The 21,337-nt window shown below is 57.6% G+C and carries 13 protein-coding genes and 1 tRNA gene; 2 read left to right on the forward strand and 12 right to left on the reverse strand.

Translation table 11 applies throughout. From position 1 onward, the window contains the following. Nucleotides 1-47: 47 nt before the first annotated feature. The 7 genes from HVA01_RS13570 to HVA01_RS13600 form a co-directional block, all read right to left on the reverse strand. A tRNA-Ser gene (locus HVA01_RS13570) sits at nt 48-140 on the reverse strand. Between the two features lie 131 nt (nt 141-271). After that, nucleotides 272-460 carry a carbon storage regulator CsrA gene (gene csrA, locus HVA01_RS13575; protein ID WP_146875953.1) on the reverse strand — a complete coding sequence of 63 codons (189 nt, stop codon included), beginning with the start codon at nt 458-460 and terminating at the stop codon, nt 272-274. 192 nt (nt 461-652) lie between these two features. Further along, a complete protein-coding gene (locus tag HVA01_RS13580) occupies nt 653-1,903 on the reverse strand; it encodes an aspartate kinase (protein ID WP_146875954.1) in 1,251 nt (416 codons plus the stop codon). A 146-nt stretch (nt 1,904-2,049) separates the two neighbouring features. Next, a complete protein-coding gene (gene alaS / locus HVA01_RS13585; RefSeq protein WP_146875955.1) occupies nt 2,050-4,659 on the reverse strand; it encodes an alanine--tRNA ligase in 2,610 nt (869 codons plus the stop codon). A 215-nt stretch (nt 4,660-4,874) separates the two neighbouring features. Then, nucleotides 4,875-5,339 (reverse strand): regulatory protein RecX, encoded by a 465-nt coding sequence (locus tag HVA01_RS13590; protein WP_146875956.1) that lies wholly within the window; start codon nt 5,337-5,339, stop codon nt 4,875-4,877. A 9-nt stretch (nt 5,340-5,348) separates the two neighbouring features. Beyond that, nucleotides 5,349-6,425 (reverse strand): recombinase RecA, encoded by a 1,077-nt coding sequence (gene recA / locus HVA01_RS13595; protein WP_146875957.1) that lies wholly within the window; start codon nt 6,423-6,425, stop codon nt 5,349-5,351. 89 nt (nt 6,426-6,514) lie between these two features. Further along, nucleotides 6,515-7,045: a CinA family protein gene (locus tag HVA01_RS13600; RefSeq protein WP_146875958.1), complete on the reverse strand. Its 531-nt coding sequence runs from the start codon at nt 7,043-7,045 to the stop codon at nt 6,515-6,517. Between the two features lie 152 nt (nt 7,046-7,197). Between HVA01_RS13600 and mutS the strand changes: the two genes are divergently transcribed. Beyond that, nucleotides 7,198-9,759, forward strand: a complete 2,562-nt coding sequence (gene mutS / locus HVA01_RS13605; RefSeq protein ID WP_146875959.1) for a DNA mismatch repair protein MutS — start codon at nt 7,198-7,200, stop codon at nt 9,757-9,759. A 340-nt stretch (nt 9,760-10,099) separates the two neighbouring features. Beyond that, nucleotides 10,100-10,423, forward strand: a complete 324-nt coding sequence (fdxA, locus tag HVA01_RS13610; protein ID WP_007111508.1) for a ferredoxin FdxA — start codon at nt 10,100-10,102, stop codon at nt 10,421-10,423. A 675-nt stretch (nt 10,424-11,098) separates the two neighbouring features. On the opposite strand, the gene eno is transcribed toward fdxA, so the two are convergent. The 5 genes from eno to gltB form a co-directional block, all read right to left on the reverse strand. Continuing rightward, entirely contained in the window at nt 11,099-12,388 is a 1,290-nt protein-coding gene (gene eno, locus HVA01_RS13615; RefSeq protein WP_146875960.1) for a phosphopyruvate hydratase, read from the reverse strand. A 109-nt stretch (nt 12,389-12,497) separates the two neighbouring features. Next, on the reverse strand, nt 12,498-13,373 hold the full coding sequence (gene kdsA, locus HVA01_RS13620) for a 3-deoxy-8-phosphooctulonate synthase (RefSeq protein ID WP_146875961.1): 876 nt from the start codon (nt 13,371-13,373) through the stop codon (nt 12,498-12,500). Between the two features lie 15 nt (nt 13,374-13,388). After that, on the reverse strand, nt 13,389-15,044 hold the full coding sequence (pyrG, locus tag HVA01_RS13625; protein WP_146875962.1) for a CTP synthase: 1,656 nt from the start codon (nt 15,042-15,044) through the stop codon (nt 13,389-13,391). 270 nt (nt 15,045-15,314) lie between these two features. Beyond that, on the reverse strand, nt 15,315-16,733 hold the full coding sequence (locus tag HVA01_RS13630) for a glutamate synthase small subunit GltD family protein (protein ID WP_146875963.1): 1,419 nt from the start codon (nt 16,731-16,733) through the stop codon (nt 15,315-15,317). A 36-nt stretch (nt 16,734-16,769) separates the two neighbouring features. Next, nucleotides 16,770-21,212 (reverse strand): glutamate synthase large subunit, encoded by a 4,443-nt coding sequence (gltB, locus tag HVA01_RS13635; protein ID WP_146875964.1) that lies wholly within the window; start codon nt 21,210-21,212, stop codon nt 16,770-16,772. Between the last annotated feature and the right edge of the window lie 125 nt (nt 21,213-21,337).

A 21,337-nucleotide genomic window follows, 5' to 3' on the forward strand; every position in this document is an offset into this window, starting at 1 on the left:
CCTTTTAACCATGTACTTTTTAACTAAGCACTTTCTAGCCATGCAATTGGCGGAGAGAGAGGGATTCGAACCCTCGATAGGGCTATAAACCCTATACTCCCTTAGCAGGGGAGCGCCTTCAGCCACTCGGCCACCTCTCCTCAACGGCACGGCGCGAATATTACCGATTTAGGCTTGCTGTGTCTAGCCTTGCGCCAATTTTTTTCGCGCCGCCTTGCCTTACCCGCAACACATAACAGGGTGGAACGAGGTTCATACAGGGACGTAAGCGTTAATCTACCTCGTTCTCACCGTCTCTTTCACGCTGAATACGCTGATAGATCTCTTCGCGGTGGACCGCAACATCTTTGGGCGCATTAACACCGATACGTACTTGATTTCCCTTCACACCCAGCACGGTGACAGTAATTTCATCGCCGATCATCAGGGTTTCGCCAACACGGCGAGTTAATATGAGCATGGCTGATCTCCTTCTCAGACGTTTTTTTGCAACGGGCTGTGTCTACCGGGGCGCCACCTTACCATTATGCGGCATAGCAGCGCCTGTCACCAATGGCTCCGGCTCCATGACACCTTAACCTCCCGTTGAAAGAAAGCCCACGACCATACGGCAGCGAGTACCCATCAGCGTAGAAGGTTTAAGGTATTAGTGTTATTCAGATTCGATATCTGATTTATCTAGGCCAAACGCTGTATGTAACGCGTTAACGGCCAGCTCCATATGCTTCTCATCGATCACCACCGAAATTTTGATCTCAGAGGTCGATACCATACGGATGTTGATGTTTTCGTCAGCCAGAACGCGGAACATTTTCGACGCAACACCCGCGTGGGAACGCATACCCACACCCACGAGCGAGACCTTGGCAATATTGTCGTCACCACGCAGATCACCACCACCCAGATCAGGAATCACCGTCTCTTCAAGCAGTTTTTTGGTGGCTTTATAATCACCCTTAGCGACTGTAAAGGTGAAATCGGTATAGTCCCCAGCGGGCGCCACGTTCTGTACGATCATATCAACTTCGATATTGGCATCGGCAATCGGGCCAAGAATACGCGACGCCACGCCTGGCACGTCAGGCGTGTTAAGCAGGGTTAATTTTGCTTCATTTTTAGTAAAAGCGATACCGGAGATCAGTGGTTCTTCCATGGTGTCCTCGTCTTGGTCTGCTTCCGCAATAATTAGGGTACCGGGGCCGTCTTCAAAGCTCGACAGCACCCGCAGGGGCACGTTGTATTTTCCGGCAAACTCTACCGCACGAATCTGCAGCACTTTAGAGCCTAAGCTTGCCAGCTCCAGCATCTCCTCCACGGTAATGCTCGTTAAGCGCCGGGCTTTGGTGCATACGCGGGGGTCAGTGGTGTAGACGCCATCCACATCGGTGTAAATCTGACATTCATCGGCACCTAACGCCGCAGCCAAAGCGACCCCGGTGGTGTCGGAACCGCCGCGCCCCAAGGTGGTAATATTGCCGTCTTCATCAACGCCCTGGAAACCGGCGACGACCACCACTTGGCCGGCTTCTAGATCAGCCTTCAGGTCATCGGTTTCAATGCGCTGTATACGCGCCTTGGTATAGGCGCTATCGGTATGAATGCCAACCTGGGCGCCAGTGTGCGACGTGGCTGGCACACCGATTTGCTGCAGCGCCATGGCGAGCAGTGAAATAGTCACCTGCTCACCGGTGGACAGCAGCATGTCCATTTCGCGCGGCGCAGGGTCTTCGTTCAGCGCCTGCGCCATGTCCGTCAGACGGTTGGTTTCGCCGCTCATGGCGGAAACCACCACCACCACCTGATGGCCTCGGTCGCGGAAGCCCTTAACCTTTTCCGCCACGGCCTTGATACGCTCGACAGAGCCCACCGAAGTGCCGCCGAACTTCTGTACGTATAGTGCCATATGCCGTTTTTCCTATGCGTTCGGGAATGAAGGGTGTCATTACATTGCGTTCCAGGAACCTTTGATTAACGTCATAAGCGCAATAGTTAATCAGAGGTCTCCTAAACAAATAAGGCCGGTGACAATAATGCCACCAGCCTTGCGGTTTAGCTAAGTACGTTTTCCAACCATGCCGGCACGCTCTTCAACGCATCCGGCAAGGCGTCGGGTTGACTCCCCCCCGCCTGGGCCATGTCGGGGCGACCGCCGCCCTTACCGCCTACCTGAGAGGCCACATGGTTGACTAACTCGCCGGCTTTCACACGGCCGACCAGGTCTTGGGTGACCCCAGCAATTAGGCTGACCTTGCCCGCCGCCGGGTCGGTAACGCCGAGGATAATCACCCCGGAGCCGAGCTTGTTCTTGAGCTGATCAAGAATGCCGCGTAAGTCTTTGCCCGATACGCCGTCTAGCTGGGTCGCCAGTAGTTTAACGCCGTTGACCTCTGTTACCTGGCTGAGCATGTCGCTACCCGCCGCGCTAGCCAGCTTGGCCTTCAACTGCTCAAGCTCTTTTTCCAGGCTGCGGTTGCGCTCAACCAGCGACTCTACCCGCGCCTCGACCTGCTCAGGCTTGGTCTTCAAACGCTCGCCCAAGCGTTCAAGGCGTGCTTCCTGCTCGCGGAAGTAGGTCAATGCATTTTCGCCGGTAACCGCTTCGATACGACGCACACCGGAGGCAATACCCACTTCGCTCATCACGTGGCAGCAGCCAATATCGCCGCTGCGCGCCACGTGAGTGCCACCACACAGCTCGATAGAGAAGTCATCCGCGCCAATGGTCAGCACGCGTACGTTGTCGGCGTATTTGGCTTCAAACAGCGCCGCCGCCCCTTTGGCCTTGGCTTGATCCAGGCTCATCTGCTCGGTCTTGGTCGGCGCGTTAGCCAAAATCTGCTCGTTGACCAGCCGCTCGACTTCTGCAAGTTGCTCGGCGGTCATCGGTTCGAAGTGGCTAAAGTCAAAGCGCAGGCGCTCGGCGTTAACCAGCGAGCCTTTCTGCTGCACGTGATCACCCAGCACCATGCGCAGCGCTTTGTGCAGTAGATGAGTCGCCGAGTGATTGCGGATGGTGGCGGCGCGCAGGCTGGCATCCACCTCGCCACGAACGCTGGCACCGACGCTTAGCGAACCTTCGACCATGATGCCCTGGTGAAGGTGATGACCGCGCTGCTTTTGGGTATCCGTTACCTGGAAGCGCCCGCCGTCAACATACAGGTAGCCGGTATCGCCCACCTGCCCGCCAGACTCACCGTAAAATGGCGTGCGGTCGAGTACCACGACGCCCTTCTGACCCGCTTCCAGCGCGGCCAATGCGTTACCTTCGCTGTCGACCAGCGCCGTCACCTTGGCCTGATCTTCCAGGCGGTCGTAGCCTGTGAAGGCCGTCTCGCCCTCCAACTCAATCGAAGCGCTGTAGTCGGCGCCGAACTGGCTGGCCGCCCGGGCGCGCTCACGCTGGGCCTCCAACGCCTGCTGAAAGCCCTCTTCGTCCAGAGTAACGCCGCGTTCGCGGCAGACATCGGCGGTGAGGTCGAAGGGAAAGCCGTAGGTGTCGTAAAGCTTAAACACGGTTTCGCCCGGCAGCACCTTGCCATCCAGCTCGGCCAGGGCCGCGTTCAACAGCCCCATGCCATGATCCAGAGTGCGCGCGAACTGCTCTTCTTCTTTCAACAATATGCGCACGATTTGCTCACTGGCTTCGCGCAGCTCTGGGTAGGCGTCGCCCATTTCAGCGTCCAGCGCGTCAACCAGCTTGTGGAAGAACGGCTCTACCGCGCCCAGCTTGTGGCCATGCCGAATCGCGCGGCGAATAATCCGCCGCAGCACGTAGCCGCGCCCCTCATTAGAGGGCATCACGCCGTCGGCAATCAGGAAGGCGCAGGAGCGAATGTGGTCGGCAATCACGCGAAGCGAGGGCGTGGCCGTATCGGGGTGGCCGGTGGCTTTAGCCGCAGCGCGCAGCAGGTTCTGGAACAGGTCGATCTGATAGTTGGAGTGCACACCCTGCATCACGGCGGCGACCCGCTCCAGGCCCATGCCGGTATCGATGGAGGGCTTGGGCAGCGGATTGAGCGTGCCTGCAGCATCGCGATCAAACTGCATGAACACCAGGTTCCAGATTTCGATGTAGCGATCACCATCTTCTTCTGGGCTTCCCGGCGGGCCACCCCATACCTCAGGGCCGTGATCAAAGAAGATTTCCGAGCTGGGGCCGCAGGGGCCGGTGTCGCCCATCTGCCAGAAGTTGTCTTCACCCAGCTTGGAGAAACGCTCAGGGTCGATACCAATCTCGTCTTTCCAGATACGCTCAGCTTCGTCATCGCTGGTATGGACCGTGACCCACAATTTATCTTTGGGCAACCCTAACGTTTCGGTCAAAAACACCCAGGCAAAGCGAATGGCATCGCGCTTGAAGTAGTCGCCAAAACTGAAGTTACCCAGCATTTCAAAGAAGGTGTGGTGGCGCGCGGTGTAGCCCACGTTATCTAAGTCATTATGCTTGCCGCCCGCGCGTACGCAGCGCTGCGCAGACGTGGCGCGCACGTAAGGGCGCGGGTCGAGACCCAGAAACACATCTTTAAACGGCACCATGCCAGCATTGGTAAACAGCAGCGTCGGGTCGTTGCCCGGCACTAAAGAGCCGGTGGGTACAATCGTATGCCCCTGCTCGGCGAAGAAGGTGAGAAAGGCCTGTCTGATCTCTGCGCTTTTCATAGGGTATCCGTAACAATAAAGCGTGATGTCCCAGGGCGCTGTCGACGCTACCCTAAGGGGGTCGCAAAGCAGCCATTATAGCGCAGTTATCAAACGACTAAAGCCGCACTTAGTGGCAGACAGGCAAACAGCCATGGGAACAACGAAGTGAACAAGCGTATTAGAGCGCTATAAGAAATGTAAGAGGGGCGGTTTAACAGGCGCTAGAAAACGCTTTACAGGCAGGAAAGCGCATAGCGGATTTGCTCAAAATCGAAACCACGGTTGACCAGAAAACGCTCGCGCCTGGCGCGCTCTTTGGGGGTCTCGCCGGGGCTGTCAAAGCGCCGCGCCAGGGTTTCACGGGCCAGCTCAAACCAGTCGACGTTTTCGCTCTCCTCCACCGCTTCGAAGGCAGCACTGAGCGTGTCTTGATCGACGCCGCGCTGGCGCAGCTCGCCTTTAATACGAATGACACCCTGGCCGCGCAACATGCGTGAGCGTACGAAAACCGCCGCAAACCGCGCGTCAGACTGCAGCCCTTGCTCAATCAGCGTATCCAGACAGTCATCGATCGCCGCCTCATCGAAGGCTTTTTTCTTCAACCGCTGGGCCAGTTCGGCGCGGGAATATTCGCGCCGAGCCAGTAAGCCAATAGCGATATCACGGGGCGAGGCATCGCGTTGCGAGGTAAAGGCCATCAGATCGTCTTAGAGCAGATCGTCGTCACCCGTATCCGCTTCCGCCGCTGCTTTTGTAGGCGCTTCTTCTGCCTTCTCCTTTTTGGGATCGGGCTTGGCCAGGAGCTGCTCACGAATCTGGGTTTCGATCTCGACCATAATGTCAGGGTGCTCTTCCAGATACTGGGCGGCGTTCGCTTTACCCTGGCCGATTTTCTTACCCTTGTAGCTGTACCAGGCGCCGGCTTTATCGACGAGATTGCGCTGCACGCCCAGGTCAACGACTTCACCGGCATGGTAAATGCCTTTGCCGTAAAGAATCTGGAACTCGGCCTGACGGAACGGCGGTGCCACCTTGTTTTTAACCACTTTCACGCGGGTTTCATTACCGGTGACTTCATCGCCGACCTTCACCGACCCCGTACGGCGAATATCCAGGCGCACGCTGGCGTAGAACTTAAGCGCGTTACCCCCGGTGGTGGTTTCGGGGCTACCAAACATCACGCCGATCTTCATGCGAATCTGGTTGATGAAGATCACCAGGCAATTGGCATTTTTGATATTACCGCTGATTTTACGCAAGGCTTGCGACATCAGGCGCGCCTGCAGGCCAACGTGGGTGTCACCCATCTCGCCTTCGATCTCAGCCCGCGGGGTCAGTGCCGCCACCGAGTCAATGACAATGATGTCAACGCCGCCGGAGCGTACCAGCATATCGGTAACTTCTAACGCCTGCTCGCCAGTGTCCGGCTGGGAAATCAGCAGGTCATCCAGGTTGACGCCAAGTTTTTCGGCATAGCTGGGGTCAAGGGCATGCTCCGCATCGACGAAGGCACACACTTTGCCTTGCTTTTGCGCTTGCGCAATCACCGAAAGGGTCAGCGTTGTCTTACCCGAGGACTCCGGGCCAAAAATTTCCGCCACACGACCATACGGCAAACCACCGATGCCAAGGGCGATATCCAGACCCAGCGAGCCGGTGGAAACCGACGGCATGACCACACGCGGCGCGTCGCCTAGACGCATGACGGTGCCCTTGCCGAACTGACGGTCGATTTGGGTGAGTGCAGCGTTTAGCGCTTTGGTGCGGTTGTCATCCTGAGCCATTCAGAGATTCCTCATAACAAGCTGTATAATTAGCCAGTAGTATGCCAAAGATTGGCGACTAAACAAATCCTCGCCAGCATATTTAACGATTATTTCTTTTCACTGTTTTGGGCCTGGTCCCTCAAGTGGGCCACCAGCCCTACCAGCCCCTCCCGTACGGCTTGCTCACGCACGGCCTGACGATCACCAGGGAAATGAAAGCACTTTACCTGCTGGCTTTCGGCATTGCCCCATGCAAGCCATACCGTGCCGACCGGTTTCGCTTCGCTACCGCCATCCGGTCCGGCGACACCACTAACGGCAACGGCCAGATCGGCACCGCTTTCCCGGCAGGCGCCTGTCGCCATGGCGTTAACCACCGCTTCACTTACCGCGCCGTGTTCAGCCAGCGTGGCTTCAGGCACTCCCAATAAGCGCGTTTTAGCCGCATTCGCGTAGGTCACATAGCCGGTCGTAAAATAAGCAGAGCTACCTGCAACAGCGGTAATCGCACTGGCAATGCCGCCGCCGGTGCATGATTCAGCGGCGGTCACTTCCACACCCAACTGCTGACAAAGCTGCCCCAGCCGCTGTGCCAACTGGGTTAAATCAAGATTTTTCAAGCTAGCTTCGCTGGGCACTGTCGTCGCTCCTTCAAGTAAGTCGTCTGTTCAGCGTAGAATAGCGCGTTTAGCTTTCTCAACGAGCTTTCTTAACGCACTGGCTCACAGAAACCGCGCAAAGAACATGCCGTAAGCCGAGATGGCTTGCGCTACGCTTAATCAGGATGCCCATGTCACAGGCTATTCCCGCCAACACGCCAATGATCACGCAATATTTAAAGATCAAACGCGAACACCCCGAGGTACTGCTGTTTTACCGCATGGGGGATTTTTACGAGCTGTTTTTCGACGACGCCAAGCGCGCCGCCGCGCTGCTGGATATCACCCTGACCCAGCGCGGGCAATCGGGTGGCAAACCGATCCCCATGGCAGGTGTACCCTATCACAGTGCCGAGGGCTATTTGGCACGTCTGGTCGCCGGCGGCGAGTCGGTGGCTATTTGTGAGCAGATTGGCGACCCGGCCACCAGTAAAGGCCCCGTTGACCGCCAAGTGGTGCGCATTGTCACCCCCGGCACGCTCCACGATGAAGCGCTGCTCGATGCGCGTCGCGACAATGTGCTGGTCTCTGTTGCGCCTGGAAAAAACAGCTGGGGCCTTGCCTGGCTGGAGCTCTCCAGCGGCCGCTTCAACGTGTTGGAGGTGGAGAGCGAAGCAGAGATGCTGGCCGAGCTGACTCGCCTCTCCCCCGCTGAACTGCTGGTGCCTGAAAGCCTAACGCTTCCCGATGCCTGGTCGCAAAAACGCAGCCTGCGCCGCCAGGGGGAGTGGCTGTTTGATTTGGAAAGCGCTACCCGCAGCCTCTGCGACCAGTTTGAAGTCCAGGATTTACGCGGTTTTGGCTGCGCGCATTTAACCACTGCGCTGATGGCCGCTGGCGTGTTGATAGACTACGCCCGCGATACCCAGCGCTCGCGCCTGCCCCACGTTACCGCGATCAGCGTCGAGAACCGCGACGATGCGGTGGTCATCGATGCCGCCAGCCGCCGCAATCTGGAAATCGATATCAACCTTGGCGGCAGTACTGACAATACCCTGGCTAGCGTGCTGGACACCTGCACCACGGCCATGGGCTCACGGCTTCTCAAGCGCTGGCTCAACCGCCCGCTACGCCAGCGCGATGTTGTCCAGGCCCGCCATGCAGGCGTGGCGCTGTTAAGCTTGGAAGCGGCTTTTATGCCGCTACGTGAAACATTGAGCGACGTAGGCGACGTGGAGCGCATTCTCGCCCGTGTGGCGCTGTATAGCGCCCGCCCCCGCGACTTGGCCCGCCTGCGCGATGCGCTGGTGACCCTTCCGGAGCTAGAGCAACAGCTCAGCGAGGTAGAACGCGGCAGCGCCCTGGACAGCCTGCGCTCGCATGTTCGCCCCTACCCGGAAATGGCCGATATGCTCAGCCGCGCGCTGGTCGAAAACCCGCCGGTGGTGATCCGCGATGGCGGGGTGATTGCCGATGGCTTTGACGCTGAGCTCGACGAACACCGCGGCATGGCCGAGAACGCTGGCGACTACTTGATCAAGCTGGAAACCCGCGAGCGCGAACGCACCGGGTTGGCCCATCTAAAAGTTGGCTACAACCGGGTACACGGCTACTTTATCGAGCTGCCCCGCGCCCAGGCCCAGCAAGCGCCCGCTGACTATATTCGCCGCCAAACGCTTAAAAATGCCGAGCGGTTTATTATTCCCGAACTCAAAGAGTTTGAAGATAAGGCGCTATCGGCTAAATCCCGCGCGTTAACCCGTGAGAAATGGCTCTATGATCGCCTGCTGGGCGAGCTGAACGATAGCCTTCACGCGCTGCAAGGCACCTCGCAAGCCCTGGCGGAGCTGGACGTGCTGTGCACCTTTGCCGAACGCGCCGAGGCGCTGAACTGGGTGCGCCCAACGTTAAGCCAAACCACGGGTATTCAAATTGACGCGGGTAGACACCCGGTGGTCGAGCAGGTCAGCGACACGCCCTTTGTGCCCAACGATGTAACGCTCAATCCTGACCAGCATATGTTGATTATTACCGGGCCCAATATGGGCGGTAAATCGACCTATATGCGTCAGACGGCGCTCATCGCCCTGCTGGCCCACTGCGGCAGCTTCGTGCCCGCCGATACAGCCGAGATCGGTCCGCTGGATCGAATATTCACCCGTATTGGCTCATCGGATGACTTGGCTGGCGGCCGCTCTACCTTTATGGTGGAAATGACCGAAACCGCCAATATTCTGCACAACGCCACCCCGCAAAGCCTGATCCTGATGGATGAGATTGGCCGCGGCACCAGCACCTTTGACGGTTTATCGCTGGCCTGGGCTAGCGCTGAGCATCTGGCTAAAAACCGAGCCCTCACGCTATTTGCCACCCACTACTTTGAAATGACCGCCTTGCCTGAGCATACCGAGGGCGTGGCCAATATTCATTTAACGGCCACCGAGCATGGCGACAGCATTGTGTTCATGCACCGCATTGAAGCGGGCCCGGCCAGCCAGAGCTACGGCTTGCAGGTGGCGCAACTGGCGGGCGTGCCGAATCATGTGATCAAACGCGCCCGTGAAAAGCTGATGAGCCTGGAGCAGCGTGATGTGGACAACACGGCGCAAGCGCCGCGCACCACGCCGCAGCAGAACGACCTGTTCGCCGCCGCGCCGCACCCAGTGGTCGAGGCGCTGGAAAACGTCGATGTAGATGGTTTATCGCCGCGGGAAGCGCTGTCACTGTTGTATCAGTGGCGAGACCTGATCTAACTTGGAAGACCATCAGTGAGTTTCTAGTGCCAGTGCAGGTTGGAGCGAGGGTCTTTTTCCAAGGCCGGAAAATATTCCCGACAATGCCGGCATTTCCGCCATCCGTGGCGGTCAGATGGAAAAAGTAGCGCCCAGGGATGGGTTTACAGCGCCCTCGCGGAAACCTGTACTGGCATTGCTACCAACAGAGATAGCTCTGAAACCATATGGCGCTTGCCGCCGGGTAAGCGCACCTCTAGAATGTCGCTCAAACTTTTAGCTTATAAAAAACGGCTGATTTATAACCATTCACGATTGACCATGGCCGGGTGTGTCCCGGCCCTGCAAGAGGGATAGCAAGATGACGTTTGTCGTTACCGAGAACTGCATCCAGTGCAAATACACCGACTGTGTGGAAGTCTGCCCGGTCGACTGTTTTTACGAGGGCCCGAACTTCCTGGTTATTCATCCGGACGAGTGTATCGACTGCGCGCTGTGCGAGCCCGAGTGCCCCGCCGAGGCGATATTCTCCGAAGACGAGCTGCCCGATGGGCAGGAGGCCTTTATTGAAATTAACGCCGAAATGGCCGAAGTATGGCCCAACATTGCCGAAAGAAAAGACCCACTGCCTGATGCCGAAGAGTGGGATGGCAAGCCGGGTAAGCTTGAGAAACTAGAGCGCTAAGTGCCCTAACGATTTAAGGCTCTTCGTCACCCAGTGTGGAATTCATAATTCTGCCAGCATGATAATGACTCCCGTGGGAGGGAGCTTCAGCTCGCGAATGTTTGGGCTACTAGCATGAAGAAGCCAAGGGGGTGCCTGCGGCACCTTTCGCCGAGGTGTCGGACCACCGAAGTGTCGGACCACCGAAGTGTCGGACCACGCTGAAGCGGCCTCCCACAACAGATAGCTGGCTTAGTGGTTTCCGACCTGAACCCCCAGACAAAAAAAGGCGGCCCTGTGGGCCGCCCGCTCCAAGCACTTCCTCTGACCACTCCCTGTGTCAACCTCCTCGGATAACGTCCCTGCCAGAACCTACTTCACTGTATTACCCGGCGTATCCGATCTTGCACCCCACTGCATTCTGCCTAAAGCATCCCTGCCTCCCCTTGTCCTGTGCCTATTGTGGCAGATCACGGCGGCTTCTCAACAAAGCCACAACGCAATAAGGCGAGTCTTAACGACTCGCCTTATTTAAAAAATAACTTCAAAAACAATAGCTTAAATTTAAATTAGCACAAAATGAGGCATTTTTTAGCCCCAATCGAGCGGATTTCGTCGGCATTTGTAAGATATCTCTTACAAATTTTTGAGACATCTCTTACAAGCAGCCGCGAAAAACCCGCTCGATATTGGCGTTTACTGCCCTTTAATGGCTTTCAAGCCTGGGTAAGTAACGTTCTCAAGCTCGGCCTCAATCACCAGCAAGCGGTTATACTTGGCAACGCGATCAGAGCGGCATAGCGACCCCGTCTTGATCTGCCCGGCGCAGGTAGCCACCGCCAAATCGGCAATGGTGGTATCTTCGGTTTCACCGGAGCGATGCGAAATGACCGCCGTAAACCCGGCGTCCTGTGCCATCTTAATGGCATCCAAGGTTTCAGAGAGCGAACCGATCTGGTTGAACTTGATCAAGATCGAATTACCGATCTGCTCATCAATACCACGCTTGAGAATCTTGGTATTGGTAACAAAGAGGTCATCGCCCACTAGCTGTACTTTATCGCCCAGCTTGTCGGTCAACGCCTTCCAGCCCGCCCAATCAGACTCATCCATGCCGTCTTCAATCGACACAATCGGGTAGTCGGCGCAAAGGCCTGCCAGGTAATCGGTAAAGCCTTGGGCATCGTAACTTTTGCCTTCACCGGCAAGGTTGTACTGGCCATCTTTATAGAATTCGGATGATGCACAGTCCAGCGCCAGGGTAACGTCCTTGCCCAGGTTATAGCCGGCATCTGCCACGGCTTGCTTAATCACCGCCAGTGCATCGGCGTTAGACGCCAGGTTGGGCGCAAAGCCGCCCTCGTCGCCAACGGAGGTGGAAAGCCCCTTCGCCGAGAGTACTTTTTTCAGCGTGTGGAAAATTTCCGCGCCCATCCGCAGCCCTTCGCGGAAGTTGGGCGCGCCCACCGGCTGAATCATAAATTCTTGGATATCGACGTTGTTATCCGCGTGTTCGCCGCCGTTGATGATATTCATCATCGGTACCGGCATGCTGTACTGGCCAGGTTGACCGTAGAGCTCGGCAATGTGCGCGTACAGCGGCACGTCTTTCGCATTAGCGGCGGCTTTAGCCGCTGCCAGGGAAACCGCCAGAATCGCGTTAGCGCCCAGGTTGGCTTTGTTCTCGGTACCGTCCAGCGCTAGCATGGCATCGTCCAGGCCGCGCTGGTCACGCGCATCCATGCCCAGCAGCGCATCCCGAATTTTGCCATTGACCGCATCGACTGCCTTCAGCACGCCTTTACCCAGATAACGCGACTTATCGCCGTCGCGCAGCTCTAACGCTTCCCGAGAACCGGTAGAGGCACCGCTAGGCGCGCAGGCTTCGCCAACGGCGCCACTGGCAAGGCGTACGTGCGCCTGCACGGTGGGGTTACCACGCGAATCCAGCACTTCCAACGCACTGATAGCAACAATTTTGGTCATGGCAGTTTCCTTTACGGTAGGTTAAATACAATTATTAATATAACGCCCTGATTAGCCAACTATATGAGCCAAGCTTAGCTTAGTAAAAACAAGTTTCGTAAAAACAAGTCTAGCGAATCGCCAGCGGTTCAAACCCTTTGACCAGCGCGTCCAGCTGTACCAGCTGCGTTAAGAACGGTTCGAGCTGATCCAGGGGGAGTGCGCAAGGGCCGTCACATTTAGCGTTATCAGGGTCAGGATGGGCTTCTAAAAACAGCCCTGCAAGGCCAACCGCCACCCCGGCCCGCGCTAGCTCCGCCACCTGAGCACGACGACCGTCAGCGCTGTCCGCCCGCCCACCGGGGCGCTGAAGCGCGTGAGTCACGTCGAAAAACACCGGGTAGCCGGTTTGCTTCATATCGCCAAAGCCGAGCATATCCACAACCAGGTTGTTATACCCAAAGCTTGAACCGCGCTCGCAGAGCATCAACTGGTCGTTACCCGCTTCCTGAAACTTGCTCAGAATATGGCGCATTTCATGGGGCGCCAAAAACTGCGGCTTTTTGATATTGATCACCGCACCGGTTTTGGCCATGGCGACCACTAAATCGGTTTGGCGGGCCAGAAACGCCGGCAGCTGGATAATATCAGCCACTTCTGCGGCCGCCTGGGCCTGCCAGGGTTCGTGCACATCGGTAATGATAGGCACGTTGTAGCGGGCTTTGATATCGGCCAATATCTGCAGCCCTTTCTCAATACCCGGGCCACGGTAGGAGTGAATCGAGCTGCGGTTGGCTTTATCAAAGCTGGCCTTAAAAACGTAGGACATGCCCAATTTCTGGGTCGCCGTGACGTAAGCGTGGGCGACCTCGTCGGCAAGCTCGGCCGACTCCAGCACGTTCATGCCGCCTAACAGCATCAGCGGCAAGGAATTACCGGCGGTTAAGCCGGCAACGTTAATATGACGCTCTTGAGCTTCATTCAAAGAGCGGTTTTGAGAAGGCATGGGCGGCGCGCTCCCTTATTCCTGAGAATGTGCGTGGGCGCGACTACGCGCTGTTTTGTTTTCTAACGCGGCGTTCACAAAGCCCGAGAACAGCGGATGACCATCCCGCGGCGTGGAGGTGAACTCCGGGTGGAACTGGCAAGCCACGTACCAAGGGTGATCGGCAAGCTCAATAACTTCGACTAACGATTGGTCGACGCTCTTGCCTGAGACCACCAGCCCGGCTTTTTCAAGCTCATCGATAAACTGGTTGTTCACCTCAAAGCGGTGACGATGGCGTTCGACAATCTCATCGGAACCATAGGCGTTACGGGCTTTTGTGCCCGACGCCAAATGACAAATCTGGCCGCCCAAGCGCATGGTGCCACCTAGATCAGACGCCGCATTGCGCAGCTCGATTTTGCCTTCTGGGTTCAGCCACTCCGTAATCAGCCCTACCACCGGATGCTGGGTATCGCGGCTGAACTCGGTGGAATTAGCGTCTTTCCAACCCGCTACGTTGCGGGCAAACTCAATCACGGCCACCTGCATGCCTAGGCAAATACCCAGGTACGGTACGTTATTTTCACGCGCAAACTGGGCGGTCATAATCTTGCCCTCGACGCCGCGTTCGCCAAACCCGCCGGGGACCAGAATGGCGTCTTTGCCCGCCAGCCGCTCGGTGCCGTGGTGCTCGATATCCTCGGAATCAATATAGTCGACGTTGACCTTGATACGCCCTTGAATACCGGCGTGAATCAGCGCTTCATTGAGCGACTTGTAGGCATCCAGCAGCTCCATGTATTTACCCACCATGGCGATGCTGACCGATTTGAGCGGATTAAGCTTAGCGTCCAGCACCTTCACCCACTCAGACAAATCCGCTTCGGGGGCTTCCAGGCGCAGCTTATCGCAGACAATTTCGTCCAGGCCGTGCTCATGCAGCATCAGCGGAATGCGATAAATGGTATCGGCATCCTGAAGAGGCACTACCGCGCGCTCTTCGACGTTGGTGAACAGGGCGATTTTGCGGCGCTCGCTCTCTTCCAACTCAACTTCGCTGCGGCAAATCAGAATATCCGGCTGGATACCGATAGAGCGCAGCTCTTTCACGCTGTGCTGGGTCGGTTTGGTTTTGGTCTCACCGGCGGTTTTGATGTAGGGCACCAGGGTCAGGTGCATAAACAGCGCGCGGTTGGCGCCCTGTTCGCTACGGATTTGCCGAATCGACTCCAGAAACGGCAGCGATTCGATGTCACCCACCGTGCCGCCAATTTCGACCAGCGCGACGTCAAAGCCTTCGCCACCGGCGTAAACGCGTTCTTTAATCTCGTCGGTAATATGCGGAATCACCTGAACGGTGCCGCCTAAATAGTCGCCACGGCGCTCTTTACGCAGCACGTTTTCGTAAACACGGCCGGTTGTGAAGTTGTTGCGCTGGGTCATTTTGGTGCGAATGAAGCGCTCGTAATGCCCGAGGTCAAGGTCGGTTTCGGCACCATCTTCTGTGACGAACACCTCACCGTGCTGGAAGGGGCTCATAGTGCCCGGGTCCACATTGATGTACGGGTCGAGCTTGAGCATGGTGACCTTAAGGCCGCGGGCCTCTAAAATCGCCGCAAGCGAGGCGGAAGCGATGCCCTTCCCGAGAGAAGACACAACGCCGCCGGTCACGAAGATATATCGTGTCATGGATAACCTGTCGAAACGTGATCAGAAGGCACGGCAGAAAGCCACGCCAGGATGGGTCGACAGACTAGCAGATTACGACCTAAGGCTCAATTTGAACTACTCTTCGATTGGTTAATCTGCAAAGAAGGTCAATCGCGAGCTGAAGCTCCCTCCCACAAGGGCAGCAAGCACAACCTGAGTCTCATCAGCCTCAGGACTATTGTGGGAGGGCGCTTCAGCGTTGGTCCGACACTTCGGCGAAGGGTGCCGGAGGCACCCCGTTGTTCTAATTTAAACGCCCAGGTAATCCAACATCCCTTCCGCCGCTTGACGGCCTTCATAAATCGCCGTGACCACCAGATCAGAGCCGCGCACCATATCGCCACCGGCAAAGATTTTTTCGTTGCTGGTTTGGAAGGCGTATTGGCCATGCTCCGGGGCTTTCACGCGGTCGCGCTCATCCACCTGAATGTTGGAAGGGTCGAACCAGGGGGCGGGGCTGGCCTGAAAGCCGAAGGCGATCACCACGGCGTCCGCCGCAATGATCTCTTCAGAACCGGGCACCACTTCTGGGCGCTGACGGCCGTTTTCGTCCGGTTCACCCAAGCGCGTGCGCACCACCTTCACGCCTTCGACCTTCTCTTCGCCCACCACCGCGACCGGCTGGCGGTTGAACAGAAACTCCACGCCCTCTTCCCGGGCATTGGCGACTTCTTTACGCGAGCCCGGCATGTTGCCTTCGTCACGACGGTAGGCGCAGGTCACGCTGGTGGCATTTTGGCGAATCGAGGTACGGTTGCAGTCCATTGCGGTATCGCCGCCGCCTAGCACGACCACGCGCCTACCTTCCATAGAGATATAGTCGCTGGGGTCTTTCTCGAAGCCCAGGCAGCGGTTGACGTTGGCAATCAGGAAATCGAGGGCTTTGTAGACACCCGGCAAATCTTCACCAGGAAAGCCGCCTTCCATGTACTTATAAGTGCCCATGCCCAGAAAGACCGCGTCGTACTCCTGCATCAAGGTATCAAACTCGATATCGGTGCCGATTTCGGTATTCAGGCGAAACTCGACGCCCATCTCCTCAAATACCGCCCGGCGGCGCTCCATCACGCTCTTTTCCAGCTTGAACTCGGGGATACCAAAGGTCAGCAGGCCGCCAATTTCAGGGTACTTATCAAACACCACCGGCTTAACGCCGTTGCGCGCCAGGATATCGGCACAGCCTAAGCCGGCCGGGCCCGCGCCAATGATGGCGACTTTTTTGTCGGTCCAGGCGACATGGGACATATCCGGACGCCAGCCCATGGCAAACGCCGTATCGGTGATGTATTTCTCTATCGAACCGATGGTCACCGCGCCAAAGCCGTCATTCAGGGTGCAGTCGCCCTCGCAAAGCCGATCCTGGGGGCAGACACGGCCACACACCTCGGGCAGCGAGTTGGTTTTGTGCGACATCTCAGCGGCTTCAATAATATTGCCTTCCACCACCAGCTGAAGCCAGTTAGGAATGTAGTTGTGCACCGGGCACTTCCACTCGCAGTACGGATTTCCGCAATGCAGGCAGCGATGCGCCTGACTGGCTGCATCAGTGGGCTTGTAAGGCTCGTAAATTTCCGCAAACTCTTTAGCACGGGTATGCGCATCTTTCTTCTGCGGGTCTTTACGACCCACATCGATAAACTGAAAATCATTATTTAAACGGTTGGCCATGTACTTTCTCCTGTCAGCGTAATGGGCACAAGCGGGTTATTCCGGCTGACGCCGGGATTGATCCAGCAAACTGCCCAAACTTGCCGCCTTTGGCTTTACCAGCCAGAAATGCCGCGCATAGTCGCTGAAGTCTTCCAAAATTGCCGCCCCGCGTGCAGACCCCGTCGCGGCCACATAGGCTTCGATCATTTCACGCAGGTGGCGACGATACGCCTCCATGATCTCGGTGTTGATGCGATGAATTTCGACCAGCTCATGGTTGTACTTGTCCACGAAGGTACGCTCTTCATCCAATACATAGGCAAAGCCACCGGTCATGCCCGCACCGAAGTTGATCCCGGTCTCGCCCAGCACACAAACCAGGCCGCCGGTCATATACTCGCAGCAGTGGTCGCCTGCGCCTTCGATCACCGCCGTGGCGCCGGAGTTACGTACCGCGAAACGCTCACCCGCGGTACCCGCCGCAAACAGCGTCCCGCCGGTGGCGCCATATAGGCAGGTATTGCCGACAATCGCGGTTTTATGGCTCTCGAACTGACTGACTTTGGGCGGCACAATCACGATACTGCCGCCGTTCATGCCTTTACCCACATAGTCGTTGGCGTCGCCTTCGAGATACAGGTTCAGGCCACGCGCGTTCCACACCCCGAAGCTTTGCCCCGCCACCCCGGTAAAGCGGGCGGTGATCGGCGCGTTTTCCAAGCCTTCTTCACCGTAGCGCTTGGCAATCGCGCCGGACGTCAACGCCGCTACACTGCGGTCACAGTTGGTGATGGTGAAGTCAAACTCACCACCCGACTGGTTTTCAATAGCGTCTTTCAATGCCGCCAACACTTCCTGGTTCTTGGCGCCCGGGTCGTGAGGCACGTTACGGCTGACCTTACAGAACTGCGGCGCATCTTTAGGCACAGAATCATTGGCCAGCAGCGGCGTTAAGTCGAGCTTGCGCTGGGAAGCCGTGTCGCCTTCCAGCACTTCCAGCAGGTCGGTGCGGCCGATCAAATCGGTGAGCTTGCGCACACCCAGCATGGCCATCAGCTCGCGTACTTCTTCGGCGATAAAGCGGAAGTAGTTTTTAACCATATCCACAGTGCCGCGGAAGTGCTCGCCGCGCAGGAAATCATCCTGAGTGGCGACGCCGGTGGCGCAGTTGTTGAGGTGGCAGATACGCAGGTACTTACAGCCCAGCGCGACCATCGGCGCGGTACCGAAGCCAAAGCTCTCAGCACCCAGAATCGCCGCTTTGACCACATCCAGGCCGGTTTTTAAGCCACCGTCGGTCTGCAGACGAATCTTATCGCGCAGGCCGTTAATGCGCAGTGCCTGGTGCACTTCGGGCAGCCCCAATTCCCAGGGTGAACCGGCGTGCTTGATCGAGGTCAGCGGGCTCGCCGCCGTGCCGCCGTCGTAACCGGAGACAGTGATCAGGTCCGCGTAGGCCTTGGCAACACCGGTGGCGATGGTGCCAATACCCGGCTCGGAAACCAGCTTTACCGATACCTGGGCGTCGGGATTGACCTGTTTAAGGTCAAAAATCAGCTGGGCCAAATCTTCGATCGAGTAAATATCGTGGTGCGGCGGCGGTGAAATCAGCGTGACGCCGGGCACCGCGTAGCGCAGCCGAGCAATCAGATCGTTGACTTTGCCGCCGGGCAGCTGGCCCCCTTCGCCGGGCTTGGCGCCCTGGGCGACTTTAATCTGCAGCACTTCCGCATTGACCAGATAATGGGGCGTCACACCAAAACGACCGGAGGCGATCTGCTTGATTTTCGAGCTGCGCACCGTGCCGTAGCGGGCCGGGTCTTCGCCGCCTTCACCCGAGTTAGAACGGCCACCTTCTTCGTTCATGGCCTGGGCCAGCGCTTCGTGGGCTTCCGGCGATAGCGCGCCCAACGACATCCCCGCGCTATCAAAACGCGGCAGCAAATCTTCAACGGCCTCTATTTCATCAAGCGGCAAGGCTGTTTCCGCTGGCTTGAGTTTAAGCAAGTCACGAATGGTCGCCACCGGACGCTCGTTGACCAGCTGCGCAAACTTCTTCCACTTAGCGTAGCTGCCCTCTTGCACCGCGGCCTGCAGCGACATCACCACATCGGGGTTGTAAGCGTGGTACTCGTGGCCGTGGACGTATTTGTACATACCGCCCTGAGAGATGCCTTTACGGGGAATCCAGGCATCCTTGGCCAGCAGTGCCTGCTGCATTTGCAGCTCGGTAAAGCCAGCGCCTTGAATGCGCGACGCCATGCCCGTAAAACACATGTCCATGACTTCATCTGACAACCCTACCGCCTCGAACAGCATTGAGCCACGGTAAGAGGCCAGCGTCGAGATGCCCATTTTCGACAAGATCTTGAACAGGCCTTTCTGCAGACCTTTGCGGTAGTTCTCGCGGCTATCGGCCGGGTTGCCGGTCAGCTCGCCGATGCGGTGCATATCGGCCATGACCTGATAGGCGAGCCACGGATAAACCGCTGTAGCGCCCACGCCAAACAGCACCGCCATTTGGTGAGCATCGCGGGCATAGCCGGTTTCGATCACAATATTGGCATTCGGCCGCAGCGCCAAGCGGCCCAGATGGGTATGCACGGCGCCAACCGCCAGCGCAGCCTGGATGGGAATTAGCCCTTTGGTCAAATCGGCATCGGACAACACCAGGATCACTTTCCCGGCGCGCACCTGGCTTGCAGCCTCTTGGCACAGCGCCTTGAGCGCCTGGTGCAGGCTCTGCTGTTCCGGGTCGTAGCCCAATGACAGCGTATGGCTGGCAAAAGCGGGGTCATCCTGGCTGACCAGCGCGGTAAACTTACGCGGCGACAGTACCGGAGTAGTCAAAATCAAGCGGTGCGCGTGTTCGGGCGTGGCTTTGAACACGTTAAGCTCGGCACCACCACAGGTTTCCAGCGACATCACGATCGCTTCGCGCAGCGGATCAATGGCCGGGTTGGTCACCTGGGCAAACTTTTGCCGGAAGAAGTCGGTCAGCAGGCGCGGGCGGCTGGAGAGCACCGCCATGGGGGTATCGTCACCCATGGAGCCCACCCCTTCCTGACCACTTTCCGCCAGCGGGCGCAGCACCTGGTCGCGCTCTTCAAAGCTCACCTGGAACAGCTTCTGCTGCACGTTGAGCGCGTCGACGTCCATGGTTTGGAAACGCGCCAACTCGGTGAGTGCCGACTCTAGATAGTTAGCCTCCTGCTTAAGCCAACGCTTATAGGGGTAAGCGGACTTCAGCCGCTCGTCGATATCAGCGGTGTGCAGCACTTCGCCGGTTTGGGTGTCCACGGCCAGCATTTGCCCCGGGCCAACGCGGCCTTTGGCGACCACATCTTCCGGCTTGTAGCCGTAGGTGCCCGTTTCCGAGGCCAGGGTGATATAGCCGTTTTTGGTAATCACCCAGCGCGCCGGGCGCAGCCCGTTACGGTCCAGCATACACACGGCCTGGCGGCCGTCGGTCATTACCACGCCCGCCGGGCCGTCCCAGGGCTCCATGTGCATGGAGTTATATTCGTAGAAGGCGCGCAGCTCGGCGTCCATGGTTTCCACGTTTTGCCACGCGGGCGGCACCATCATACGCACCGCGCGGTGCAGCTCCATACCACCGGTCAGCAGCACTTCCAGCATGTTGTCCATGCTCGATGAGTCGGAGCCGGTGGTGTTGACGATTTCGTCCAGCTCGGCGATATCCGGCAGGCGCTCGTTGACGAAGTTGGCCTTGCGCGAGTTCGCCCAGCCGCGGTTGGCCTCAATGGTGTTGATCTCACCGTTGTGGGCCAGCAGACGGAACGGCTGCGCCAGCGGCCAGCGCGGCGCGGTATTGGTCGAGAAGCGCTGGTGGAACACGCAAATGGCGGTTTCCAGGCGCGGATCGTTCAAGTCCTGGTAGAACGCCGGTAAATCTTCCGGCATCACCAAGCCTTTATAGGAGACGACTTCTGACGATAGCGAGGCAACATAGAAGTCTGCTTCGTCGCGCAGCGCCTGTTCGGCACGGCGGCGGGCCATAAACAGGTCGACATCGAAATGCTCACCGAGGCCCGGCTGCACAAACAGCTGGCGAATACGCGGCAGGCAGTCGACTGCCATGGGGCCGCAAACGCTGGAATCGGTAGGCACCTCGCGCCAGCCAAGCACATTGAGGCCGCGCGCTTCGAGCTCGTGGGTCAAGGTGTCACGGGCATGCGCTTCGCGGGCGTCATCATTGGGCAGAAACACCGTGCCCACGGCAAAGCGTTCGCCCAGCTCGGTATCAAAGGCCTCTTTGGCCAACGCCTGCATAAATTGGGTCGGCATTTTAAGCAGCAAGCCGCAGCCGTCGCCGGTTTTACCATCGGCCGCGATACCGCCCCGGTGAGTCATGCAGGTCAGTGATTCTATGGCGGTTTTCAGCAAGTCGTGGCTAGCCTGGCCTTCCATATGGGCAATCAGGCCAAAACCACAGTTATCGCGAAACTCGCCAGGCTGGTGAAGACCTCTATTCATGGGCGTGCCTCTAGTCAAGGTATTTTTTAAGCAGCGTGCTTATGGTATAAAGAGCGGTTTTGCTTTTTTTAGGTGCTTATAAACTGCCCTGAACAGGGTACTACCCACATCGGCTGCTACAACAA

The sequence above is a fragment of the Halovibrio variabilis genome (assembly GCF_007991175.1).
Taxonomy (GTDB): domain Bacteria; phylum Pseudomonadota; class Gammaproteobacteria; order Pseudomonadales; family Halomonadaceae; genus Vreelandella; species Vreelandella variabilis.